Source organism: Pseudogracilibacillus sp. SE30717A (genome assembly GCF_037071985.1).
GTDB lineage: Bacteria > Bacillota > Bacilli > Bacillales > Amphibacillaceae > Pseudogracilibacillus.
This window is the reverse complement of record NZ_JAXHDF010000001.1, coordinates 240,050-256,284: the sequence shown is the minus strand read 5'-3', so window position 1 is coordinate 256,284 and position 16,235 is coordinate 240,050. Positions and strand designations below refer to the sequence as shown.

At 34.9% G+C, this 16,235-nt stretch carries 12 protein-coding genes; 10 read left to right on the top strand and 2 right to left on the bottom strand.

The window, feature by feature from the left end:
- Positions 1–60 precede the first annotated feature (60 nt).
- The gene (locus tag SPD48_RS01205) at positions 61–1,179 is read left to right on the top strand and encodes a response regulator (RefSeq protein ID WP_336256221.1); all 1,119 of its coding nucleotides are present in this window, start codon (positions 61–63) and stop codon (positions 1,177–1,179) included.
- On the opposite strand, the gene rarD is transcribed toward SPD48_RS01205, so the two are convergent.
- Positions 1,180–2,106, bottom strand: coding sequence for an EamA family transporter RarD (rarD, locus tag SPD48_RS01200; protein ID WP_336256220.1), 927 nt, complete (start codon positions 2,104–2,106; stop codon positions 1,180–1,182).
- A gap of 208 nt (positions 2,107–2,314) precedes the next feature.
- Here rarD and megL point away from each other — a divergent pair, with 208 nt between their 5' ends.
- From megL to SPD48_RS01175, 5 genes are all read left to right on the top strand, one after another.
- Complete coding sequence (gene megL / locus SPD48_RS01195; protein ID WP_336256219.1) at positions 2,315–3,481, top strand: methionine gamma-lyase; 1,167 nt, start codon at positions 2,315–2,317, stop codon at positions 3,479–3,481.
- Positions 3,482–3,548: 67 nt separating this feature from the next.
- The gene (gene cls, locus SPD48_RS01190; RefSeq protein WP_336256218.1) at positions 3,549–4,991 is read left to right on the top strand and encodes a cardiolipin synthase; all 1,443 of its coding nucleotides are present in this window, start codon (positions 3,549–3,551) and stop codon (positions 4,989–4,991) included.
- A 31-nt stretch (positions 4,992–5,022) separates the two neighbouring features.
- On the top strand, positions 5,023–5,529 hold the full coding sequence (locus SPD48_RS01185; RefSeq protein ID WP_336256217.1) for an acyl-CoA thioesterase: 507 nt from the start codon (positions 5,023–5,025) through the stop codon (positions 5,527–5,529).
- 16 nt (positions 5,530–5,545) lie between these two features.
- The gene (locus SPD48_RS01180) at positions 5,546–6,784 is read left to right on the top strand and encodes an aminopeptidase (protein ID WP_336256514.1); all 1,239 of its coding nucleotides are present in this window, start codon (positions 5,546–5,548) and stop codon (positions 6,782–6,784) included.
- 158 nt (positions 6,785–6,942) lie between these two features.
- The gene (locus tag SPD48_RS01175) at positions 6,943–8,781 is read left to right on the top strand and encodes a cation:proton antiporter (RefSeq protein WP_336256216.1); all 1,839 of its coding nucleotides are present in this window, start codon (positions 6,943–6,945) and stop codon (positions 8,779–8,781) included.
- Between the two features lie 206 nt (positions 8,782–8,987).
- Here the strand turns inward: SPD48_RS01175 and SPD48_RS01170 are convergent, their stop codons facing one another.
- The gene (locus SPD48_RS01170) at positions 8,988–9,176 is read right to left on the bottom strand and encodes an SE1832 family protein (protein ID WP_336256215.1); all 189 of its coding nucleotides are present in this window, start codon (positions 9,174–9,176) and stop codon (positions 8,988–8,990) included.
- A gap of 432 nt (positions 9,177–9,608) precedes the next feature.
- Between SPD48_RS01170 and SPD48_RS01165 the strand changes: the two genes are divergently transcribed.
- From SPD48_RS01165 to SPD48_RS01150, 4 genes are all read left to right on the top strand, one after another.
- Entirely contained in the window at positions 9,609–11,357 is a 1,749-nt protein-coding gene (locus SPD48_RS01165; RefSeq protein ID WP_336256214.1) for a phospho-sugar mutase, read from the top strand.
- A 296-nt stretch (positions 11,358–11,653) separates the two neighbouring features.
- Positions 11,654–12,421: a TerC family protein gene (locus SPD48_RS01160; RefSeq protein ID WP_336256213.1), complete on the top strand. Its 768-nt coding sequence runs from the start codon at positions 11,654–11,656 to the stop codon at positions 12,419–12,421.
- Between the two features lie 217 nt (positions 12,422–12,638).
- A complete protein-coding gene (gene aspA / locus SPD48_RS01155; RefSeq protein WP_336256212.1) occupies positions 12,639–14,069 on the top strand; it encodes an aspartate ammonia-lyase in 1,431 nt (476 codons plus the stop codon).
- 229 nt (positions 14,070–14,298) lie between these two features.
- Positions 14,299–15,990, top strand: coding sequence for a PucR family transcriptional regulator (locus SPD48_RS01150; protein ID WP_336256211.1), 1,692 nt, complete (start codon positions 14,299–14,301; stop codon positions 15,988–15,990).
- The last annotated feature ends 245 nt before the right edge of the window (positions 15,991–16,235 follow it).

Below are 16,235 nucleotides of genomic sequence, written 5' to 3'. Positions count from 1 at the left end.
TAGTAAATTGGAATGAAACGGTATGCAGTTGATTTCCAATATAGAATAAGGGGGATACAAGTGAGAGTTACACTAATAGATGATGAGCCACTTGCATTAGAATTACTTGAACGTCAAATAATGAAAGTAACAAACGCGGAAATAATAAAGCTTACTTATTTGGATTTAGACAAACAAGCTGATTTAATTAATAATACTGATTTAATTTTTTTAGATATAGAAATGCCTGGTATAAATGGACTTGAGTTAGCGGATTATATTTTTGAAATGAATCCTCATCTTCAAATTGTATTTGTTACGGCATTTAATCAATATGCTGTACAGGCATTTGAGTTAAATGCTCTCGATTATCTTTTGAAGCCTGTTCAATTGGAACGTTTGAAGAAAACATTTGAAAGATTAAATGTTAGTAAGGTCCCGGTCACGATACCTCTTTCAAGTAAGTTACAAATAAAGGTATGTGGGGAGTTAATGTTTGAACAAAATGGTGAAAGTAATGTTGTCCAGTGGAGAACAGCGAAAACACAGGAGTTATTTCTTTTTTTACTCTACCATAATGAAAAAATAGTACGCAAATCAGAACTGGTGGAACTGTTATGGTCGAATTTTGAATTGGAACGTGCTTATTCACAGCTTTACACTACCATATATAATATTCGTAAAACGTTGAATAAATATGGTAACCATCTCATTATTAAAAGTGTTCAAGATGGTTACAAATTGATTAGAAAAGATGTTTCAATCGATATTGAAGAGTGGGAAGATAGAATAATGAAGGCACCACCAATCCATATAGAAACGGTAGATATATACGAAGAAATAATGAAACTGTATACAGATGCATTTTTACATAGTTATGATTATGTATGGGCAGAATCCGAACGATTTCGTTTAGAAAATTTATGGTTGAAAATAGCTAATAAAATAGGAGATATTTATACGAGGAACAATCGCTTGGAAGAAGCGGTTAAATGGTATGTTAAAATATGTAATTTAAAGCCAGATGATGAACAGGCAAACTTTTCTTTAATGAAGTTATATGCAGAATTAGATTATGGGCTTTTGGTAAACCATCAATATGCACAATTAGAAAAAGCCTTAAAAGATATTGATATTGTTATTAATTCTAAAATTAGACAATGGTATATGGATTGGAGAGAACTAAAAAGCAAAAGTTAATCAAAGAGAACTTTTGCTTTTTTCTTGTTTTATATTTGTTTTTTCTCTCTTTTGGATCGAAGTGCTCATATACAGAATTAAAGAAATCCAGATAAGCGAAAAAGTAAATAAATGCGCTGAAGTGAATTCTTCTCCAAATAGAAAGACACCAATAAATAGCATAATTGTTGGAGCAATATATTGTAAAAACCCAACCATCGATAATGGGATGAATTGGACTGAACTGCCAAAAAGCAATAATGGGACGGCTGTTGCAATCCCTGAGATCATCAACAATCCATTAGTACCTGCAGATCCATTGACGAACCCTAGGTTGACACCATACATAGAAAGTAAATAAATAAGGGCTACAGGTGTAACGATTAATGTTTCAATTGCTAAACTGAAAGTAGAGCTGAGATGAACGATTTTTTTTAGTAACCCGTATACTGCGAATGTAATTGCAAGACTAAGAGAAATCCATGGAAAGACACCATAACTTATCGTTAAATAAACAACACCTATTCCAGCTAACAGAAATGAGATAATTTGTGCTGGGGATAACTTTTCTTTTAAAAATAATACACCTAAGAGAACGCTCATTAATGGATTGATGTAATAGCCTAGACTTGTTTGAATTACATATCCTGCTTGAACTGCCCATATAAAAATTAGCCAATTAGCACTGATAATAAGAGAAGCAGCAGAAATGATGAGTATTGTTCGCTTATGACGTAATATTCTCTTACATTCTTTTATAAAGGATTTTAACCTTTTTGTAATCGTTATAAAAAGAATCATAAAAACAAAAGACCAAATTATTCTGTGAGCCAAAACTACTTCGGCACTTGCACTTTCTAACAATTTCCAATATATTGGAAGAAAACCCCATAATAAATAAGCACCTAATCCATAAAGGACTCCTTTTTTTATGTTCTGTTCTTTCATAAACAGTCCCCATTTCCCCTGTTGTAAAAATTATAAGCCTTGGGTATTAATTTACATGGAATACTTATGAAATTGCAATTTATCTGTTTTGGCACCAGAGAAGCAGTAAGAATCCTTAGCAATCCTTTCATGCAGCTGCTGAATAGATTATAATAGGATAGAATAGACTAAGATGATTTACGATATATTGAATATAAGGGGGAAAATCATGTCGAAAAAAAGGTTTGAAACGACTGTCATCCATGAAGGGTATAACGCAAAGGATATGCTTGGAAGTTTATCAACTCCTTTGTTCCAAACATCTACATATGAATTTCAATCGGCACAACATGGAGAGAGAAGTTTTCTTGGAGAGGAAGACGGTTATATTTATACTCGTCTAGGTAACCCAACTGTTCAAGTTTTGGAAAAACGAATTGCTGAACTTGAAGGAGCGGAGAGCGGACTTGCTTTTAGTTCAGGTATGGGTGCAATCTCTGCTGTGTTAATCTCCTTAACAAAAGCAAATGATCATATTTTATGTTCATCAGGTTTATATGGTTGTACGTTTGGCTTACTAATGATGATGAAAGAAAAATATAATATGACAGTCGACTTCTCTGACTTTACATCTAGAGAAGAGATACGAAGCCAAATTAAAGAAAATACGGCGTGTATTTACATTGAAACTCCTATTAATCCTACGATGCAATTAATTGACTTGAAATTAGTGGCAGAGGTAGCAAAAGAATATAATATTCCTGTCGTTGTAGATAACACATTTTCTTCTCCTTATTTACAACGTCCAATTGAACTTGGTTGTGATGTAGTTGTACATAGTGCCACGAAATATTTAAATGGGCATGGGGATGTCATTGCAGGACTGGCAGTAGGAAAAAGAAATTTCCTTGATCATGTCGCTTCCACTACTCAAAAAGATATCGGTGCAGTATTATCTCCATTTGATGCTTGGCTTCTTCTGAGAGGAATGAAGACTTTACCTCTTCGTATGGACCGGCATTGTGATAATGCTGAGAAAATAGTTAACCAATTACTGTTACATGAGAAGGTAGAACAAGTTTATTATCCTAAAAATGATAAAAGTGATATATTCAGCAAGCAAATGAAGCGGGGTGGCGGAGTTATTGCTTTTGAATTGAAAGGGGATAAGGAGGATGCACAAGCATTATTGAACCGATTAGAGTTCGTAAAAGTAGCTGTCAGTTTAGGGGATCCCGAAACATTGATTGAGCATCCTGCAACGATGACACATGCTGTCATTCCTAAAGATGAACGATTAAAGATGGGAATTACCGATAGCCTCATTCGTTTATCTGTTGGTTTGGAAGCATGGGAAGATATTTGGAACGATCTAGAACAAGCGTTAAATAGCTAAAATTTAGGAATAATACTTTGACAATATATGTTGGTTTGCATTGGTACTGGAAAAGGGGTGGATGCCTATGCAATTAGTTTCATTGTTATTAGGTTCCATTATGGTGATAAATTTTTTCTTGGCATTTACAATAATTTTCTTGGAACGGAAAAATGCAAGTTCGACCTGGGCCTGGCTGATGGTATTATTTTTTATTCCTGTTCTTGGATTTTTGTTATATTTAATTTTAGGAAGAACATTAACAAAACATCGAATCTTTACTTGGGACACTAAGAGTAGACTCGGGGTTGAAAAAGCAGTGAAATCCCAATTAGAAATTATTGAACAGGATCGACTCCCTTACAAGGAAGAGGTGCTAAGACAATATAAGGATCTGTATTATTTGCATCTCAAAAATAATGACGCAATTTATTCTCAAAATAATAAAGTAGAATTATTTACAGATGGAACTAAAAAATTTACCAGATTAATACATGATCTGGAAGAAGCAAAAGATCATATCCACCTGCTTTATTATATATTGCGACACGACCAGCTTGGCACGAAAATCGCAGATGTGTTAATTAAAAAGGCAAAAGAAGGAGTAGATGTACGGCTTTTATATGATGATATGGGTTCACGATCACTAAGTCGTAGCTATATTAAGCGTTTAGAAAATGCCAATATTAAAGTGGGTGCTTTTTTCCCTCCGAAAATTCCTAAAATTAACTTTAAAATTAACTTCAGAAATCATCGGAAATTAGCGATTATCGACGGGGAAGTCGGCTATATTGGTGGATTTAATATTGGGGATGAGTATCTGGGGAGGTCTGAGAAGTTTGGCTATTGGAGAGATACTCATTTAAGGATCCGTGGGGATGCTGTAAAAACAATGCAGACTCGATTTGTTTTAGATTGGAACCAAGCCTCAAGAGATCATATTGAATATGCAGAGCGTTATTTTATTGGAGGCGAAGAAGGCGATGTCGGAATCCAGATTGTCTCCAGTGGACCTGATCAGGAATGGGAACAGATTAAATATGGCTACATAAAAATGATTTTAGCTGCGAAAGAATATGTATATATTCAAACCCCATATTTCATTCCAGATGAGAGCTTAATGGATGCTTTACGAATTGCAGCCTTATCAGGTGTGAAAATTAAAATTATGATTCCAAATAAGCCGGACCATATGTTTGTTTACTGGGCAACATTGTCAAGTATTGGGGAGCTGCTGAATGAAGGTGCCGAGGTTTATCTTTATCAAAATGGCTTTTTACATGCAAAAACAATTGTAGTCGATGGGAAACTGTCTTCTGTTGGGACAGCGAATATAGATGTACGAAGTTTTCGACTAAATTTTGAGGTAAACGCCTTTTTATATGATGCTGATATTGCCAAGCAATTGGTAGAAGCATTTAACCAAGATATATTAGTTTCAACACAAATGACGAAAAGTCTTTATGAAAAAAGGTCTATGGGTATAAAGTTTAAGGAGTCTGTTTCACGTTTATTATCTCCCATACTGTAAAATCAGCGAAGACCATTAAGGAGTTGTTCATATGGAAAAGAAACCATGTTCAAATTCAAGGACAATTAAAACTGCACAAATACTGCCGCCAGATGCAAATGCATATGGAACATTATTCGGAGGAAAGCTAATGGCTCATATAGATGATGTTGCAGCCATCTCTGCCGTTCGACACGCACGAAAATCAGTAGTTACTGCTTCTACGGATTCTGTCGATTTTTTACAACCTGTAAAAGTAGGTGATTCCATTTGTGTCGAAGGGTTTGTAACATCTGTTCATAATACGTCGATGGAAGTATTTGTAAAAGTGGTAAAAGAAGGTCTTTTAACTGCTGAAAAGACAGTTTGTGCAACTGCATTTTTAACATTTGTGGCATTAGGGGAAAATGGAAAGCCAGATATTGTTCCGCGCATTTACCCAGAAACCGAGCTAGAGAAAGTACTTTATGAAGGTGCAGAGTTACGAAGAGAGCGTAGAAATGAAAGAAGAAAAGAATCGCAACGGATGGCAAAATTATTTGGAGCAGAAGAATTTTAATTGGAGGTGGATGAGTATGATCGATAATAAAATAAAAGAAAAATATGCTGATATTACGTTACAAAATGGAGTTAATTTACAACGAAATCAATCGCTATTTATAACTGCACCAATTGAAGGAGCTGATTTTGCAAGAATTCTTGCAAAAAAAGCGTATGAATTAGGGGCTAAAAATGTACATATAAACTGGGAAGATGATGAATTAACAAGATTGAAGTATGAACATGCAGCTGAAGAAGTAATGGAAACTTTTCCAGAGTGGAGAGTAAAGTTGCAAGAATCATTCGCTGAAGAAGGTGCTGCATTTGTTTCCATTCATGCAACCGATCCTGATTTATTAAATGGAATTGATTCTACTCGGATTGCAAAAGCAAGTAAAGCAGCAGGAGTGGCTCTTAAAGTATTTAGAGAATACATTATGAATGACAGGGTAACCTGGACAGTTATTTCGATCCCAACAAAGGCATGGGCTCAGAAGGTTTTCCCTGAAAAAAATTCAGAAGAAGCTGTAGCAAGTTTATGGAATGAGATTATTAAAACGGTCCGTGTAGATCAGGAAGATCCTGTTAAAGCTTGGGAAAATCATAATGATACGTTAAGAAAAGCACATGAAAAATTGAATGAGAAACAATATGAAAAGCTTATTTTAAAAGCCCCAGGCACACATCTGGAAGTCGGATTACCAGCAGGACATATTTGGCAAGGTGGAACGGCTGTTTCACAGAAAGGTATCAATTTTAATCCAAACTTACCAACGGAAGAAGTGTTTACTGTTCCACATAAATACAAGGTAAATGGGAAAGTTACTAGCACGAAGCCTCTAAATTATGGAGGTACTTTAATCGATGAATTCCAACTAACATTTAAAGACGGCATCGTAACAGATTATGAAGCTAAGCAAGGGGAAGAAGTGTTAAAGCATTTGCTGGAAACGGATGAAGGTTCAAGCAGACTTGGGGAAATTGCTCTTGTACCAGATGAATCGCCAATATCTCAGTCAGGGTTAATCTTTTATAATACATTATTTGATGAGAATGCATCTTGTCATATCGCACTTGGTAAAGCATATCCAACTAACTTAGAAGGTGGAGCAGATATGGACGAGAAAGAATTGGATCAACATGGAGTGAATGATAGCATGGTTCATGTTGATTTTATGATTGGTTCTGCTCAAATGGATATTGATGGTGTGAAGCCTGATGGTACAAAAGAAGCTGTGTTTCGTCATGGAACTTGGGCATTTGATTTATCATAAATTAAAAAATAAGAATGAATAGCACACGAAAAGTGTGCTATTTTTGTGAAAATTTTAAAATGATATTTTAACTCCTTTCTTCCTTTACATTCTATAAATTCATGACTACAATATTCTCTATATCTATAAATAGAGCATATATTAAGGAGGATATTTATATGGAAATATCCCTTTTATTTGTCATGATGTTAATAGGCTTTTTAGGTATTTTATCGCAATGGTTGGCATGGAAGTACAGTTTGCCGGCCATCGTTATCATGTCAGCGGCAGGTCTTTTAGTCGGTCCTGTCTTTGGGATTATGAATCCAGAAGAAAGTTTTGGGGCGTTGTATGATCCAATAATTTCAGTTGCTGTAGCAATCATTTTATTTGAGGGCAGTCTAAACTTAAGTTTTAAAGAATTAAGAGGACTTGGAAAACCGATTTTTAGGATTGCCACATTAGGCGCCTTCATCGCATGGATTTTAGGATCGTTAACGGCACATTATATGGCGGGACTTTCTTGGGAAGTTGCCTTTGTTATTGGTGGTCTTTTTATCGTAACAGGACCTACTGTTATTATGCCACTTCTACGTCAGTCAAAATTAAAGCCGCGTCCGGCAAAAATTTTAAAATGGGAAGGCATAATTGTCGATCCGATTGGAGTTTTATTAGCCGTTTTTGCTTTTGAAATCATCACCTTTTTTACAAGTGATGTAAAAGATGGATCTACATTGTTAATGTTTTTCATTGCATCTACTTTCGCAGTGTTTTTTGGTTGGTTTTGCGGAAGGACAATTGGCTGGATGTTTGAGATCGGCTATATCCCTGAATTTTTAAAATCTCCGGTTGTCTTCGCTGTAGTCATTTTCTGTTTTACTCTTCCAGATGAGATTACACACGGAACAGGATTATTATCGGTGACGGCAATGGGAATGACTTTAGCAAATATCGGAATTAGCTCGTTAAATGATTTTCGTCATTTTAAAGAAAATGTTTCTATCTTGCTCATCTCTGGTATCTTTATTATGCTTGCGGCATCTTTAAAATTAGAAACGATCTTACAAATATTTAGTCTTAATATACTTGGTTATGTATTGTTTATGATGTTTGCTGTTAGACCTTTATCTATTTTCTTATCTACAATCGGTTCAGGTCTTACTTTGCAGGAAAAATCTTTAGTTGGTTGGATCGCTCCTCGTGGTATCGTTGCTTTAACCGTATCTAGTTATTTTGCAACTATTTTAGAGGATGCTGGTTATGAAGATGCATCATTATTAACGACACTCACATTCGGCCTTGTCATTTTTACCGTTATTGCACATGGTTTTTCTCTTGGACCTTTAGCAAAGAAGCTACATTTATCTTTGGAGGGAAAGCCGGGTATAATAATCGTTGGAAGTAATCCTTTTACAGTTGAACTTGCAAAATCATTTGTGAAAACTGGTTCGCCAGTATTAATTGTCGATTCATCCTGGGAAAATTTACGCTATGCTCGAAATGCAGGTATTTCATTTTACCACGGAGAAATATTATCGGAACAAACAGAGTATAATTTAGATACAATCCCTTACGACTTTATCATTGCAGCGACTACTTATGATTCGTATAATTCACTGGTCTGTACTACCTTTATGCCAGAATATGGGCGGACCAATGTTTTTAAAGTGGATCCAGGTGAAGAAGGAAAAAATAAAGATATCGTTGATCGGGTCGGTGGAAGATCATTGTGTAAAGAAGAAATTTCTTTAGATGAGTTAAACGATAAAATTTCTAATCATTATTTGTTCAGGCAAACAATGTTAACAGAGCATTTTAACTATGAGCAATTTAAAGAGGAAAAGGATGCTGAATCTGTATATTTATATTTTGTAAAACCGAGTGGGCAAATTTATTTTTATGCAGACGATATGCGGGTGACACCTTCTGTAGGTGATACAGTTATCAGTTTAACACCACCAAGTAAAGAAATTAAAAAAATTCAAAAAAAGCTGGAATTAAACAGTGAAAATAATTAAAAAGAAGCGGTCGTTGGAGAGATGGAATAAATTCTCTCTAACGACCGGTTTTTCTGGAACGAAAAGATTTGTAATCGATGTTGACGCTAGCAAGTCATGTCCAGAGACTCACCTGCAATCTAAGGAAAACGAAGTATGTTTTCAGAGCAAGAATGCGATCATCAATATTGTTCAGATCTATATTTATTTTAAATTTTTTGTCCAGTTTATTGATGAATTTCAATCTCCTCTAATTGTTTGTTAACTTCAGCAATCTCCTTTTCCAAACGGATGAGTTGTTCCTCAGCAGAAGATACACGGCCACCAACAAATTCTAATTTATCCATATCACCTTGAATGCGAACATAATCAGATTTTAATTCTAATAATTTTGCTTCCAATTCTTTTTTCTTCATGGTCATCACTCCTATCCTTAGTTTAGTAGATTCCAAATGCAAATTACAAGTGTTATATTTTGTTAGATAGTTGAATGAATTTCATAAGCCTAATTCAAATAGAAAATCCGAACAAATAACTAAATTAATTACTAATAGTTCGTATATATAAACAACTGATTACTAAGATTGAAACGAAAGGTGGCGACTCCTGCGGGATAAAAGGCAGCGATGAGACTCACGGGAGCGTAGCGACAAGAGGCTCAGCAGCCGCCCGCGGAAAGCGTCCACCTGTAGTGGAAATCGATGTATTTCTGTAATCTAATGAATATTCGGATTGGAGCTCGACTTAGTGAATTGTGAAATTGATTCAATTAGATAAAAAATAGTAAGTAGAACAATTCGCTATTTTATGATATTATTTGACATATCACCTTCTTGGGAGGAAAAGCAGTGGATACTTGGAAAAATATGTTCCAACACTGGGTTCAAGCTGATAACTTAGATCCAATAGTTAAAAAACAATTAATTGTGATGAAAGATGATCATCAAGAACTTGAAGATTCTTTTTATAAAGATTTAACGTTTGGTACCGGTGGTATGCGAGGAGTATTAGGCCCTGGTACTAATCGAATGAATATATATACGGTAAGAAAAGCGGTTCAAGGTTTAGCATCTTATTTAAAAGAAAATCGAGTAAATTACAAAGATCGAGGAGTAGTCATTGCGTACGATTCTCGTTATATGTCGAAGGAATTTGCAATAGAAGCTGCTAAAGTATTAGGAGCTCACGAAATTAAAGCGTATGTATTTGAATCGTTACGACCTACTCCGTTATTGTCATTTGCTGTTCGTTATTTAAGGACATGTGCGGGAATTATGATTACAGCAAGTCATAATCCGCCACAATATAACGGTTTTAAAGTATATAATGAAGAAGGAAGTCAAATTACTTTAGAGGAAGCTAATGAAATGATCCATCATATTAATAAGGTGGAGGATGCGTTAGCAATTGTAGGTTTAAATGAAGATAAACTAGAAAAAAACAATCTTCTTCACTGGATGAACGGCGAAGTGGATCATGCATATTTGGAACAGCTAATAAAAATTACTAAAATGAATGAAGAGAATTTACAAGCAGAAAAGGAATTAAAGATTGTTTTTACTCCTTTGCATGGAACAGCTCTTTCTTTAGTAACAGAGGGACTTAAACAATTAAATTTTACAAATGTTCATATTGTTAAAGAACAAGCGGTTCCTGATCCTGAATTTTCAACGGTCCAATCTCCAAATCCGGAAGAGTTGCAAGCATTTAATGAAGCTATTAAACTCGGTGAAAAGGTTGATGCCGATCTTCTTCTTGCAACAGATCCAGATGCAGACCGACTTGGAGTTGCGGTAAGAAATAGTCAGGGTAATTATGTTGTTTTAACAGGGAACGAATTAGGTAGTCTAATGTTAGATTATATTTTAAAACATACAAATAAACAGGTGCTAAAAAACGCCCGAATGATTAAAACGATTGTTACAACTGAATTAGGTCGTGCAATTACGGATTCTTATGATGTGAAGACGATTGACACTTTAACAGGTTTTAAATATATTGGTGAGAAAATTAATGAATACGATACTACTGGTGAAACATTTATTTTTGGTTTTGAAGAAAGTTATGGATATTTAATCAATCCTTTTTCTCGTGATAAAGATGCAGTCCAAGCGACAATGATGGCTTGTGAAATGGCTGCTTACTGGAAAGATAAAGGATTCACTTTATTAGAAGCTTTGGATCAGTTGCATCTCCAACATGGCTATTATAAAGAAGGTTTAGAAGGAATGACGCTAGAGGGAAAAGCAGGACAAGAGAAAATTGCTTCGATAGTAACTTCCTTCCGTCAAAATGAAAGAGCTCATATTGGAGGGATTTCTACTTTATATATTGAAGATTATTTACAACAGAAGAGAATATTTAAAAAAGGAAATAATCTAAGCGAAAAAGTCGATTTACCAGTAGAAAATGTAGTAAAATATATTTTAGAAGATAATTGCTGGGTTTGTCTCCGTCCATCAGGCACTGAACCAAAAATAAAATGGTATTATGGTGCTTATGGGGAAACGAAACAGGAAATGGAGAAAAAATATCGTTTATTGCAGCAGGCTTTAAAAGAAATTATTGTACAACCTGCTGAATTAACTAGTAAATAAAAGTTTGTTTAGTTGCAGATGAAAAATAATGTAATATAAAAAGGGGAGTAGCTGTACAGTTAATGTCGTCACTACGAGAGTAATCTCCGGCTTAACTGGCAACGAACGTTGTTAGCAAGACCTTTATCATTATTTGTTTGAGAGCGAAATATGTATTCGTTTTTCAAGCATAATAAGGTAAAGGTCTTTTTGTATTTTTTAAGACGATTTTTTACTTTAACATTTTATTTACCGTTATACCAAGTATTTTGTCTTCGAAATTATAAAAAAAATTAACTTTTAAGGAGCGGTAGCTAGTGGATGTAAATTTATTAGTAGAATACTTATGGGTCTTAGTAATATTAATTGGATTAGAAGGATTATTAGCAGCTGATAATGCGCTTGTTCTTGCTATCATGGTAAAACACCTACCAGATGAACAACGTAAAAGGGCGTTGTTTTACGGACTGGCTGGTGCGTTTATTCTTCGGTTTGGTTCTTTGTTTATCATTTCATTTCTTGTTGATGTATGGCAGGTACAAGCAATAGGTGCAGCTTATTTATTGTATATATCGATTAAGCATCTATACGATAAAGCAGCGAATAAAGATAATATTAAAGTACCTAAAAAAAATGGAAATGGATTTTGGATGACTGTTCTAAAGGTGGAAGTAGCTGATTTAGCTTTTGCTGTTGATTCTATTTTAGCTGCTGTTGCTTTAGCAGTAGCTTTGCCACCTTCTGGATTATTTACTATTGGAAGTTTGGATGGAGCGCAATTTTTAGTGATATTTGCCGGCGGAATGATCGGAGTAATTATTATGCGTTTTGCAGCAAATATGTTTGTTCGTTTATTAAAGAAAAGACCAGGTCTTGAGGTTGCGGCATTTATTATTGTCGGCTGGGTCGGTGTGAAATTAGCTGTACTCGTTCTTGGCCATGAAGAAGTTGGAATTCTTTCAGAGCAGTTTATTCATTCTACGGGCTGGAAAATGACGTTTTATATCGGATTAATCGTTATTGCAGTCGCAGGCTGGTTCTTGTCTGATATTGGTAAAAAGGAAAAGGAAGTTAATACAAAATAACGGAGCGATTTAGTTGCATGCAAGATAATTATGCACATGAAATGAAGCGATTTATACAATAATAATAATAAGGAATAAGTGCTTCAAATTATATTGCAATTTCAATAGCAAGACTATATAATCAAATTGGAATCATGAAGAATTAATTATCATTATATATAATAAAATACAATATACTTAACAATTAACAGTAGTGTAAAATCAGGAGGATAAATAGATGGTGGCAAATCAGTTTCGTGTTGAAGAAGATTTACTTGGGCAAAAAGAAGTGCCTACAGATGCATATTATGGGATACAAACTGTGCGGGCACGTGAAAACTTTAATATAACAGGCTATACGATTGATTATGAATTAATAGAGGCAATTGCTTTTGTAAAAAAAGCAGCAGCACTTGCGAATATGGAAGTAGGTCGTTTAGATCACACGATTGGAAATGCTATCGTCAAAGCCGCTGATGAAATAATTGAAGGGAATCTCCACGACCAATTTATCGTAGATCCAATCCAAGGTGGGGCGGGGACTTCGGTTAACATGAATGCGAATGAAGTGATTGCTAACCGTGCTTTAGAAATTCTGGGGAAAGAAAAAGGAGATTATGATGTCATTCACCCTAATATACATGTGAATATGGCTCAGTCTACTAACGATGCTTTCCCGACAGCGATTCATATCGCTACGATAAAATTTATTGATCGTTTAGTTAAAACATTACAAGAGCTAGAAGCTACATTTTACGATAAAGGAAAAGAGTTTGATCATGTAATAAAAATGGGTCGTACCCATTTACAAGATGCTGTACCGATCCGGTTAGGGCAGGAGTTTCAAGCGTATGGTCGTGTTTTAACAAGAGATATAAGACGTATTAGTAACTCTCATGACGCATTACTTGAAATTAACTTAGGTGCAACTGCTGTAGGGACTGGATTAAATGCTGACCCTCAGTATATGATTAGAGCTGTGGAAATATTAACGGAATTAACCGGATATTCATTTAAAAATGCGGAGAATTTAGTTGATGGCACTCAAAATACGGATGCATATACAGAAGTATCCGCTGCACTTAAAATATGTATGGTAAATATGTCGAAAGTAGCTAATGATCTGCGTTTAATGGCTTCTGGTCCTCGGGCAGGATTTGCAGAAATCGATTTACCTGCACGCCAACCAGGATCTTCCATCATGCCAGGGAAGGTCAATCCTGTAATTTGTGAAGTAGTTAACCAAGTTGCGTTTCAAGTAATTGGTAATGATCAAACAATATCGATGGCTTCTGAAGCAGGTCAGTTCGAATTAAACGTAATGGAGCCTGTATTAGTCTTTAATCTTCATCAATCATTACGTATCATGAATCAGGTGTTTGATGCATTCAGAAAGTTTTGTATTGAAGGTATTGAAGCAAATGTAGAAATATGTAAAGAATATGTAGATAGAAGCGTAGGAATTATTACTGCTTTAAACCCACATGTTGGCTATGAAGTGGCAACAAAAGTTGCGAAAGAAGCAATTGAAACGGGTTTACCGATTCGAGAAATTATTCTAAGAGACGGGATTTTATCAGAAGTTGCAATCAATCAGATTTTAGACCCATTTGAAATGACACGCCCAGGAATATCGGGAGAACCAATTAAATCAAGCTTAAGAAAATAAATAAATCAATCAAATAGTAGTTTATAGGGAGGGCAATGTAAATGTCCTCCTTAATTATTTTTACAAGTTATATTTCCTCTGCTTCATATTCTCACTTTTGTTAACTCAAATACAGTTGTAGCTAGTATTCATGATCAATTACATGATAAAATAGTACTATGCAATATTATACAAAGATTATTATTACTATCGCTGCTGTATATTAATGATGAAATGGAGAGTGAAAAAAATGCCTATTACTGTTCAAGAAATAGTTAATCTCCCAATTTTTAATACAGCAAAAGTGAAAGCTGGCATTGAATTTTTAGACAAAAGGCAAGTGGAGTGGATGTCAGCAATAGAAGGTCCAGTAGAAAACTTTGTTCGTAAGCAGGAGTTTGTCTTAACGACAGCTATGGGCTGTGAAAATGACCCTGAATTACTTTTCAAATTTGTGAAAGATGTGTACGAATCAGGCGCATCGGCCTTAGCGATAGCCATTGGCCGTTATATATTTGATATACCGACAGAAATAATTAGGTTTGCAGAAGAAAAAGAATTTGTTTTAATTGAACTGCCTTGGGAGTTAAGGTTTGCTGATATTCAAAGGGAGACGATGAAAGAAATTAACCGGAGACAAGAAAGGTTCTCCGAAAACGCAAGACAAACGCAAAAGATATTGATTGATTTTGTGATTCAAGGTAAAGATTTATCGGATATACTTCAGTACGTAGAAAGAGAACTAAGTTGTGTAATCGTTTTCGCAGATAGTAAAGGACGCTTTAAATCTTCAAGTGTAAATCCAGAGGAAATAATTCGATTATGGCATACATTGGAAATAAATGAAAAAGAGAATATGGATGAATCAGCTTTTCGCCATATTCAAAAGGTTCCTTACAAAGAAGGCTATATGCTTAAAAAAGAGATTACATCAGGTTCACGTAATTTAGCTGAAGGTTATTTTATTATTTTAGTAAAAGATAAAAAGTTTTTGAATAACAGTGCACTTCAAGTACTTGAAAGTTTGTCAGCAGCGACGGCCCTATGGATTTCCCGCGAAGACGCCATTGTTAAAACTGAGATCAGGCTTCGTAATGAGTTTATATGGGGGCTAGCTAAAACCCCAGATATGAGTTTGGATAAAAATATACAGTCCCGTGCAAAATTATTTGGCTACAATTTGAATGTTCCCTACATATGTATGGTAGGGTATTCAGAAAATTTGGATAAGTTAACAGAAGGGCTGTATGAAGGACCGGAATTTGGTTTTAAAAGTATTATTTACTATATTGAGGAAGAAGTTAGGTATGCTGCATCCGTTGTAAATAAACAAGTTGCATTCACTTTCGACAATGACCGACTTATTATTTTCTTAGAATCACAGAATGACGAGCAGAGCACGGTTCATCATTTTCTAGATTTAGTGGATAAGCGATTGAATGCTTTAATACCTGGGGTACTTTTTTCATGGGGAATAGGTATGAATAATGATGGAATGATGGAGTTTCATCGGAGTTATAAAAAGGCAGATTCTGCATTAGACCTTGGCCTAAAACAAAAAGATCCAGGGGAAAGAATCAGTTTTGAAGATACCCAGCTAAACCGATTGTTACTACATCTTGCTAATAACCCTGAGGTTAGGGATATTACATTATCAACAATAGCACCGTTAATAGAATATGAAGAGAAAAGAGAAATGGATCTCATCGATACCTTTATAGCATATGACAATCAAAATGGAAATGTGAGTCAAGCTGCTCGAGTCTTGAACTTACATCGCCAGTCTTTACTATATCGATTAAGAAAAATTGAAAGTTTAACAAATTTGTCTCTTGATAATCCGGATGATGTTTTTCTATTAAATATTAGTATTAAAGTGTGGTTAACCGGAGCATTAAATACAAACAGAAAGGAAACATCATTACCAAACCTTAGTGAATGAACTAAGGTTTTTTTGTTAACCCAACATGGAATAACTTTGCAGTTAAAGTCCCGACTGCGACCATGTAAACAAAGTTGCTCAACGAAGGGCGTCTAAAAAGCTTTATCTTACAAATGTCTAAGACAAAGAAAGATATCCTTTGTCTTAGATTACTACCTAACATTTTGGATTTTTTTATTAATTATAGTGTTTAATTTGCGGCCACTATTGTCTTGACTTGCTCAACTTTTATGTAACATGTGCGA

What these genes read in the sequence shown, in the direction of transcription:
- rarD (WP_336256220.1), bottom strand. Translation starts at nt 2,106, where the DNA reads ATGAAAGAACAGAACATAAAAAAAGGAGTCCTTTATGGATTAGGTGCT.
- megL (WP_336256219.1), top strand. Translation starts at nt 2,315, where the DNA reads ATGTCGAAAAAAAGGTTTGAAACGACTGTCATCCATGAAGGGTATAAC.
- cls (WP_336256218.1), top strand. Translation starts at nt 3,549, where the DNA reads ATGCAATTAGTTTCATTGTTATTAGGTTCCATTATGGTGATAAATTTT.
- SPD48_RS01185 (WP_336256217.1), top strand. Translation starts at nt 5,023, where the DNA reads ATGGAAAAGAAACCATGTTCAAATTCAAGGACAATTAAAACTGCACAA.
- SPD48_RS01180 (WP_336256514.1), top strand. Translation starts at nt 5,546, where the DNA reads ATGATCGATAATAAAATAAAAGAAAAATATGCTGATATTACGTTACAA.
- SPD48_RS01175 (WP_336256216.1), top strand. Translation starts at nt 6,943, where the DNA reads ATGGAAATATCCCTTTTATTTGTCATGATGTTAATAGGCTTTTTAGGT.
- SPD48_RS01170 (WP_336256215.1), bottom strand. Translation starts at nt 9,176, where the DNA reads ATGAAGAAAAAAGAATTGGAAGCAAAATTATTAGAATTAAAATCTGAT.
- aspA (WP_336256212.1), top strand. Translation starts at nt 12,639, where the DNA reads ATGGTGGCAAATCAGTTTCGTGTTGAAGAAGATTTACTTGGGCAAAAA.
- SPD48_RS01150 (WP_336256211.1), top strand. Translation starts at nt 14,299, where the DNA reads ATGCCTATTACTGTTCAAGAAATAGTTAATCTCCCAATTTTTAATACA.